Annotated in this window: 7 protein-coding genes; 1 reads left to right on the top strand and 6 read right to left on the bottom strand. The window is 45.8% G+C overall.

The window, feature by feature from the left end; genetic code table 11:
• Nucleotides 1–192: 192 nt before the first annotated feature.
• The 5 genes from J0895_RS25445 to J0895_RS25425 form a co-directional block, all read right to left on the bottom strand.
• The gene (locus J0895_RS25445) at nt 193–1845 is read right to left on the bottom strand and encodes a hypothetical protein (protein ID WP_207090771.1); all 1653 of its coding nucleotides are present in this window, start codon (nt 1843–1845) and stop codon (nt 193–195) included.
• A 3-nt stretch (nt 1846–1848) separates the two neighbouring features.
• Entirely contained in the window at nt 1849–2304 is a 456-nt protein-coding gene (locus tag J0895_RS25440; RefSeq protein ID WP_207090770.1) for a hypothetical protein, read from the bottom strand.
• A 1-nt stretch (nt 2305) separates the two neighbouring features.
• Nucleotides 2306–3181: an RAMP superfamily CRISPR-associated protein gene (locus J0895_RS25435; RefSeq protein WP_207090769.1), complete on the bottom strand. Its 876-nt coding sequence runs from the start codon at nt 3179–3181 to the stop codon at nt 2306–2308.
• A 16-nt stretch (nt 3182–3197) separates the two neighbouring features.
• On the bottom strand, nt 3198–3905 hold the full coding sequence (locus J0895_RS25430) for a hypothetical protein (protein WP_479724818.1): 708 nt from the start codon (nt 3903–3905) through the stop codon (nt 3198–3200).
• Between the two features lie 283 nt (nt 3906–4188).
• A complete protein-coding gene (locus J0895_RS25425; protein ID WP_207090768.1) occupies nt 4189–5958 on the bottom strand; it encodes a Cas10/Cmr2 second palm domain-containing protein in 1770 nt (589 codons plus the stop codon).
• Between the two features lie 112 nt (nt 5959–6070).
• On the opposite strand from J0895_RS25425, the gene J0895_RS25420 reads away from it, so the two are divergent.
• Nucleotides 6071–7081: a hypothetical protein gene (locus tag J0895_RS25420; protein WP_207090767.1), complete on the top strand. Its 1011-nt coding sequence runs from the start codon at nt 6071–6073 to the stop codon at nt 7079–7081.
• A 498-nt stretch (nt 7082–7579) separates the two neighbouring features.
• On the opposite strand, the gene J0895_RS25415 is transcribed toward J0895_RS25420, so the two are convergent.
• A partial coding sequence (locus J0895_RS25415) for a TIGR03985 family CRISPR-associated protein (protein ID WP_207090766.1) occupies nt 7580–8218 on the bottom strand: 639 nt, incomplete at its 5' end.

The following is an 8218-nucleotide window of genomic DNA, read 5'->3' as shown; positions in this document are numbered from 1 at the left end:
TTCTATTTTATTATACCATAGACGTATAAATTAATTCAAATATTTAACGGAATTTTTCTGGATTTTTTAGTCGGTGTAGCGAGCCTAAATCATGGATAAACCGGGACATTTGGGACTGAAGAGGCGATCGCCATTTTCGAGGGTTTGAAAACGGCGATCGCCTCTAGTAGGGTTAACCTTTGGTCACCTCATTCAGCTTTTTGATGCTGCTGGACTGGTTCCCCAGGTCAATTGCAGTCCTTTATCGGTTAATTTCTGGATAAATTTATGGAGTTGGTTGCCTTCTTGTTTATGCTTCCAAGGAGTGCGATCGCCATGAAAAACGGTGACGATTTCTAAATACTTATTTCCGGCGATCGGCAACATCCGATGCCAAACAGAACTGACGAACGTAGGTCGTTTGTCCTTGGGGTTACGTCCTCCGATCGCTGGGGTAGTTTTAAAAACGTCATCGTGAAACAATCTCACTGCGGCTGATTCGGTGACAATATTGCTATACACCGCCACCCGTTGCGGATGCCATGCTTCTTTCCAACTTAGAGGTTTTGGCGGTTTAGAACCGAGGCGATCGCAACTTAAGGCAAACAAACTGTCCAAAAACTGCTTTAAGTGCTGACGAGTTTGAATCTCATCAATATCCGGGGATTCCCAATGACAGCCTATCTCTAATTTTTGATAGGTGGGATAAAACTTTTTGTGCCAGACTCTGCGCCAAGACTTGCCAAATCCACCCATCACAAAGGCGAATTTTAACACATTTTCGATAAAATCAACATCTGTTCGGGGTGTATTCACATATAAGACGCCTCGCGTAGTGTAGGTGGGATTTTTGCCTCGGGTATCAAAATCTTCCTGTTTTGACTGCCACAAAACTTGCACCTGACTCGGTTCAGTCGTATGTCCAAACAAGCGATTCGTTTCCCTGTTAACCACCTCTTGATTCGGACAAACTCCTGCCAGTAATCGGCTAACATGACCCCGCAAAGTTGCTTTGAACAAGTTGGGTCTAAATTCTGGTTCCCCGGTTCTCAAGACCGAACTCACCCCAATATTTTTCAACTCAAAACTAATCGGATAAGCGGGTGTTATCGTCGGTTTGTCGGGAAAATTCCCCCCCATGCCATAACCGCTACTGGTTTTTCCTCCGACGCCTTGCTGCAATGCCTTTAGCAAAATTCGTTCTACATCCTGCCAATCTACTTCGGGACTAGAACTGCTGAACTCAAAAATTAATTCGGGTTTGTACAAGCTAATTAATGCCAAAGCGGTTGGGGACCCATTACCTTGTACTTGTCGAACTTGTTGGGGATGGACGATATCATTGATTTGTTTGGCCCAATTGCCCAGGGGATAGGCCCCCAGAAAGCGAAAAATTTCCGGATTTAAGTTATCCTTATCCCCACAATAGTTTCGGGCTTTTTCATCACTGCAAGCCCGTCTAAATAATCCTTTCACACTACTCCCAGGTAGAAAGGGAATGCCATTTTTTCCGATGATGGGACGGGCGATGTTGTCTTGTCCGCAGTTACTAAACAATCGAAAGGGAAACTCGACTTTGATGCGATAAATTTCTCCATCAAACCCTAGAGGGGGTTCGGGATACTGATAGGTAGGGGTTTGGTCGTCTTTGGGATAAACCCATTCCTTTGTCCACTGTTTTAAATCATTATTATTTCCTGCAAACTGGAGGCTGCAACGCCCTTGTACTTGGGCGCGATACATCATGGGGATTTGTTCGGGTTCTATATTCACGGGCGCTGCGGTTTTAGGAATCTCAATTTCAATGTTTTTCCCTTGTTTAACAGCTTCTCTCTTCGCTTCTTCAAATGCTTTTGCCAATAACATTGTCTAATCTTCTCCTTTTTTCTTGTAGCGTTGAGTCCACCAAACTAGGGAGTCACAAAGCTGAGTGAGTACCATTAAGGCAATTCGCTGGTGTTCTAAGGGCAATCCCCAAATCGCTTTTGCCATCTCTCGGATATTTTGGCTTTCTTCTTCTTTATTGGTTTTTTTGGATTTAATATTCTGATTGGGCAAGTTAATTCCGGTGGGCTGAAGAATTTGCTCTAAAGCATCCCAGACAGCTTTCCAATATTTGCCTTTATTTTGGTTTTCTTCGTTTTTGTCTCCCTCTAATCGCAAGTGTTCGCCCCAAAACCGTTCTAAGCCATAAGCAACCGCCATCCTCATTTTATGGGATTCGTTGAGGACGTTCTTTTTGTTACGATTCTGGATGACCAAATCTTGGGCGAGATGGTCAATACTGTAGAGATATAATTCCGTTTTATCTTGAGTTTGAGTCATATTATTTGGCCTCGTTATAGGGATTTAAGGTGACGTGAGTGCGACCAAATCCAATGGATTCTAAGCCGCCAAAGTACATTTCCTTACTACTGCTAAACCCTGCTGCTTCGGTAAATTTCTCCCAAGGTTTGGGGTTTTCGGCGGTGGGTTTCAAGGCAAGAGTAAATGTCAATACGGTTCCTTGGGGTAAGGCTTCTACATCGAAAAATGCACCCCGTTTGGCTTTTTTCTTCGTCGGTTCTAGGGCAACGCGGCTTTGTCGAAATAGAGCCATTTCATGAATAATCGCAATATCCGTATCGTTGACCACTAAGACGAGATTTTTATCAGGATTGAGGTCTTCCAGAGAGGCTGGGATGTAGTTTTTTAGATTGGGGTCTTTTTCCTGAAGGTTCAAGAATCCCAAGCTAAAAAATAGGGTGTTCATGGATAAGCTATTTTTTGTATAGTAGCTGTAAGGCTTAAATTCGGCTTTGGGTAAACCGGATAGTTTTTGATAGCGATTCAGCAAGCGAGGACAGGATACCCAGACGATGGGTTGGTTGGGACAGTACAGCGGAAGCCAAAGTAGGGAGGCATATTCAAATTTAACGATCGCCTCTGTAGTTCTATCCTGGTTAGATTCGTTTTCCTGGGTTTGTGCTTGTTGTTCCTCGTCTGCTTCCGCTTCATGTCCATACCAGAGATTCGCATCTTTCCAGTTGCGATCGCGCATATCTGCCCGAAATCGTCCCCGAATCGAACTCCCGGGGATAATCCCGGTTAGGGTAAATTGGTCGCGAAAAATTAGGTTCAGGTTGCCGGTTTCCTCTCCCGCAGATGCGCCAACATGGAGGGGGGCTAAGGTTTCGATGATGCCATAAGCTTTGTGATACATTCAGATTCTCCAATGGTTAAGTGAGAGGGTCAGATATTGCCCCATCCAGAGGCAAGGATAGTCCACATCCCCAGCGTTTGAAGGAATATCCTTCCGTGGGAAACCAGTCTTTGGGCCATTCTTGCCAGGTTTGGTTTAGGGGTTGGTCTACAATGTAGACGGTCCCGGGAGGAACGGCATAGCGACCCCGGGATAGGAGTTTCGGTTGATTGGGTGGTCCATCTTTTTGATTGCCTAACCGAAATCTCATGGGTTGCGATCGCTGGGTTAGCATGGGTTTCGGGTGAGATTCGTTGTCATACCACACACTTTGCCACTCGTTCCCTTGGTTGACTCTGGGTTCGCGATAAGACAGGCGATTAGAACCCCAGATGGCGGGTGTAATTAGGGCAAAACTGCGTTGCAAGGGTTGTGCGAGTAGGGTTTTCGCCGGTTCTGCGATCGCCTCACATCGAATTTCGACTAAGTGACCTTCTCCCCCAAACCGATACCAACCCTCGGGAATTTCTTCGTTGGATAAATAGACTAAACAAGTCTCTGGATTCAGTTGGACAGCATTTTCTAAAAACAAACTGCCTTGATTATCAGCGGCGTCCGTGTTGACGTGGCGTTCATTCTCTCGCAGGCGAGGATGTAGATGGGGTAAAAATTTCCAAGGGTTCGTTTTGACTTCCGGTTTTTTTCCTCCCTTACCTTGCAGGTGTTTCCAATCTTTTATCCCCACCCAAGTGCCATTTTCAAACTTATCATTAGGCGGTTTCTCTCCCGAGGGACGTAACCATTTTTCTCCCTGCCAGGTGAGGATATGTTGAATAATTTGGTCTTTGACTAAACAATTAAATGGGGTAGCAACGTAGAAGTTCTGAATGTCGTTCTCTTCGGCCCAAAATGGCCCCGCTAGTTGTAATTTTCCCAGTTTTGCTTTCTCTGCTTCGGTTTGCCATTCGGCAGCAAAAATGCCGGATAAAGTAGCAGCAGAGGGGGGAAACTGGTGCCGGAACGTCCGACTAAATTTTCAGGGGAGAGGAATCTTCCGGCGCTACCATAGAGGAATCCCAGGGGTTGGATGAGGATGAGGTATTGGAACATAAATGAAAGCCTATTTTTGCCAAATTGATAATCCATTCATTCAGGGCTGCATTGACCTTGATTTGGCTGATTTTACCGTTTTCCTGGTAGGTTTCTGGTTCGCCTAAAATTCCTGCACTTACCGCTGTATTAAACCAGTTTTTTTCGTCTAAAATGTCTTTGTAGGTTGGAAAATAAATATCGGCTAATGCTTCGGCAATTTTAATTTGTTGGTCGGTGAAGGCATTACGGGCTTTTAAAATGGCAATATCTTGGTAAATATGCGCCCAATTTTGGGTCTTTTGGCTGCGATCGCGATAGGCGGATAAAATATCCAGGAACCGCCAGGGACAGACCCATTCTAGGTGATTACCACTGTTGAATAAGACTCGCAAAGCAAGCCGATCGCGTCCACAAGTTTTGGCCGATTTTTCCGCTTCTCGCCCATGTTGTAACACATCCCGTTGAGGGACATTTGGGGCGGCCCACACAAACCCCACACTGACAGTAATTTTATCGGCATAGCCATGTTTTTCCCACTCTTCGGGGAGTCCGGCAAACCACTGTAAACACTCGGTGGCCGTGAGTTTACCTGAAGTAGCACTTTGGAATAACACCCCCATGAAATCATCGCCCCCGGCATAGACAATCCGACCGAGTTTGCTATCTTTCATGTAGGGTTTGAGTTCCTTTTCTCCCCAGTTCATTAATGCTTCGCTAAACTCTTGCAATTTTTTACGTTCGTCTTCTTCTCCTTTGTCGGCTAACTTTTGGAGGAATTTTCCCATGCGATCGCCATCCCCCTGAAACCATCCCGTCCAAGATTGTTCCTCATGGCGATTCACTTCTTTAAACGGTTTTTCGGGAACTTCGATATCCGTTGATTCCAAGGCTTTTTGGATGAATTCTTCCGAAAGTTCGATACTGGGATGCTTGATTTCCAGTTTAATTTTCTCGGCAACGGCATCGACGGTAATCAAGCGTTTAATCAGTTCAGGAATGCTCAACTGTTCCCGAGGAGTAATAATTGCCTCGCCGATTTTTTTGGCTACTATCTCTCGTCCAGTTCCTTTTAATAGCTTAAATTTGGGAAGGCGATCGAGATAGGTTTCCCCGAGTTTTTGACTCAATGCCGCATAAAATTTCTCAATGTCCTGTTTTTCCTGTTTTGCCCGTCCTGTTTTGGGATTCAGTAACCCCATTGTCGGCCAAGCGATCGCATCAGTTCCAGATAGAGTAGAACTTTCCCCTTTCCAATTAATTCCCACCCAATCCCGGGGACGTTTGATATCATTGAGAGATTCTCTCGCAGCAGTAATGGTATCGCCAGTGGCCCAGAAAAATTCCCAGGCATAGTGACTCCAATCTTTCCACTCTCGCTTCCAGCAATAGTTAAAACCCGTGACCTGTTCTTCAATCCATTGGCGGCAGGTTTCTACGATATTTTGCCACGCTTGTTTAAAAGCTGCCTCAGCATCTGTTCGGCTAAATAAACCCTGGATAATAATCTGATTGGGCGTCCCCTGAGTCACATTAATAATCGCTGGGGAAATCACATTTAACCCTTGCTGAGTGGCAGCTTGGCAAAGGACGCGGGAGAGGTATGATAACAGAAAGGAACTGCCATACAAGTCGCGCAATTTGCGAGACTTTTCGATAAATCCTTGAACGGGGGCAAAAGTAATAGCGGTATAATCAGATTCACTCATGGCATTAGTTTTTTTCCGGTCTATGTTGCCATTGTACTCGGCACTGGAAGGTTAGCCTTCCAATTCCGATTACAATTTTATAGCATCAACCCACCTACTCCTCGAAATCGTTATGAAACCTCACAATCCGCAACGTAAGTTATCATCCCGGTTAAGAAAGGTTACAAAAACGGGTCTGCGCGTCATGGAAAAAGGCGCAAGGGGAACGGTGAGAGTCGCAACCCAGGGGAAAGACGCGATCGCCCGAATGGTAACCTCTGCATCGAAAGGAACCCTGGCGATCGCCCGTCGCTGCTGGAGTGCGATCGCCGGATTTGGGTCAAGTCTACAACTAGGGCGAATTTTCCGCAGGGTGGGATTGCCGATTTGGGTGTTAATCGGATTGGCGATCGCCAGTTTGATTGTCGATAATTCCCTCAAATTGATTGAACTGGTTACTCGTTATTTGCTGGGGACAACACCGATTCCCACCCTAGAAGACTCTCGGATACATTTTATTATGATCGGCGTGGGGTTAGGGTTGATAGTGATGATGAGTTTGGCGTTTAAACTCCGGCGTCCTCTACAACAAGGAGGGTTTATCAGTGATGGATTGACCCAACCCGATGGTAAAAAATGCTTAATTTTGCTCGTTAGCAATCCCAATAGTGCCCTGTTTTCCATTGAATATCACTATAAAACGAAGCGGACTTTAGAAAATTTGTGGTTGATTCCCTCCGATGACAGCCAACTCATTGAATTTGGCGGAAGTTCTCAGGATAAAGCGCAGGAGATTCAACGACTTTGTGAAGAACTCAGCACTAATTTACAGAAAGACGATGCAAGTGCCAACCGACCTCTTTTACCTCCATTACAAATAACAATATGTAAAGGTGTTTCTCCTGCTGATGCTCAGGATACCTTTGATATAGTTAACAAAATCTATCGTCAAAGTCACTATGCTACAGATGAAATTGCGGCAGATTTCACCGGGGGTACTAAACCCATGACAGTTGGAATGATTATGGCGGGTCTTAAGCGCGATCGGGTGTTAGAATATGTGTCGTATAATCCGGCAGCGAAACAATCTTTCGGCCCCTATATTATCGATTATCAACATAGTGCATTCGACTTGATTAGTTAGGGGAAATTTTAACCCATTAACAAGTTCCAATCCCCCTCCGGTCCCCTCCCCTTGGCAAGGGGAGGGTTAGGGTGGGGTCCCCACGTTTAAGGGAAACAAAAGATTTAATTCTTGACCATAAAATAACCCCTCCGGTCCTTGCCAAGGAAGGGCTTTCGGAGAAGAACCCCACCCAACCCTCCCCTTGCTAAGGGGAGGGCTTTCGGAGAAGAACCCCACCCAACCCTCCCCTTGCTAAGGGGAGGGCTTTCGGAATGGAACCCCTCCGGTCCCCTCCCCTTGGCAAGGGGAGGGTTAGGGTGGGGTCCCCAGGTTTAAGGGAAACAAAAGATTTAATTCTTGACCATAAAATAACCCCTCCGGTCCTTGCTAAGGAAGGGCTTTCGGAGAAGAACCCCACCCAACCCTCCCCTTAGCAAGGGGAGGGCTTTCGGAGAAGAACCCCACCCAACCCTCCCCTTGCTAAGGGGAGGGCTTTTGGAGAAGAAAAATGGCGTTTTAATCCCCATAAAACTGCCACTCCTGACGCACATCCTGCGCCATTCTTTTCCGTAACTTTTCCGGCAAAAATACCTCAACATAAGGACGCCACGCATTCAATCTCATCAGCACATTTGGGTCACCTTCTCGATAAAATGCCTGATAATAAGCATCGGTTGCCGAACGTTTGGTAAGAATATTTAATAAGTGTTGACATTCCTCTGGGGATGTGTATTGCTTGATTAACTGTTTCGCCTGTTCATAAGTGATATTTTCAAAGGTTTCATGCCGTTCTGTATCTTGAATGTAGCGGCGATGGTGGCGGGAGTCGAAGCGGAGTAGCATCAGTAATTGGGGTTGATAGAAATCAAATCCCCACCCTTGCACCATTTGGTCTTGAATGTAGTCTGGGGTGGGTAAGGTTTGGTTTTGATAGTGGAGGATTAACTGTTGCGGAATGCGCGGGTCGTTCCAAGGGAGGGATTCTAGTTTTTCGATGCGATCGCACCGATAATTGTACCAGTTGACTTCTCCTTGGGGATTGCGCCCAAATCCGACTAAATAAACCGCCCGTTGCACATAATAAATGCAAACCGGATAGATGACACATTCTACAATTCGGTCCAGTTTAGCACTCTGATAAGTCAGCAAAATCGT

Origin of the sequence: Phormidium pseudopriestleyi FRX01 (assembly GCF_017313335.1) — a bacterium.
GTDB classification, from domain to species: Bacteria; Cyanobacteriota; Cyanobacteriia; order Cyanobacteriales; family Laspinemataceae; genus Laspinema; species Laspinema pseudopriestleyi.
Note: the sequence above shows the minus strand (reverse complement) of the source record. Positions and strands in the feature narration are given on the sequence as shown.

Excerpts from the sequence above, each read along its gene's own strand:
- J0895_RS25445 (WP_207090771.1), bottom strand. The coding sequence starts at position 1,845 with ATGTTATTGGCAAAAGCATTTGAAGAAGCGAAGAGAGAAGCTGTTAAA.
- J0895_RS25440 (WP_207090770.1), bottom strand. The coding sequence starts at position 2,304 with ATGACTCAAACTCAAGATAAAACGGAATTATATCTCTACAGTATTGAC.
- J0895_RS25435 (WP_207090769.1), bottom strand. The coding sequence starts at position 3,181 with ATGTATCACAAAGCTTATGGCATCATCGAAACCTTAGCCCCCCTCCAT.
- J0895_RS25425 (WP_207090768.1), bottom strand. The coding sequence starts at position 5,958 with ATGAGTGAATCTGATTATACCGCTATTACTTTTGCCCCCGTTCAAGGA.
- J0895_RS25420 (WP_207090767.1), top strand. The coding sequence starts at position 6,071 with ATGAAACCTCACAATCCGCAACGTAAGTTATCATCCCGGTTAAGAAAG.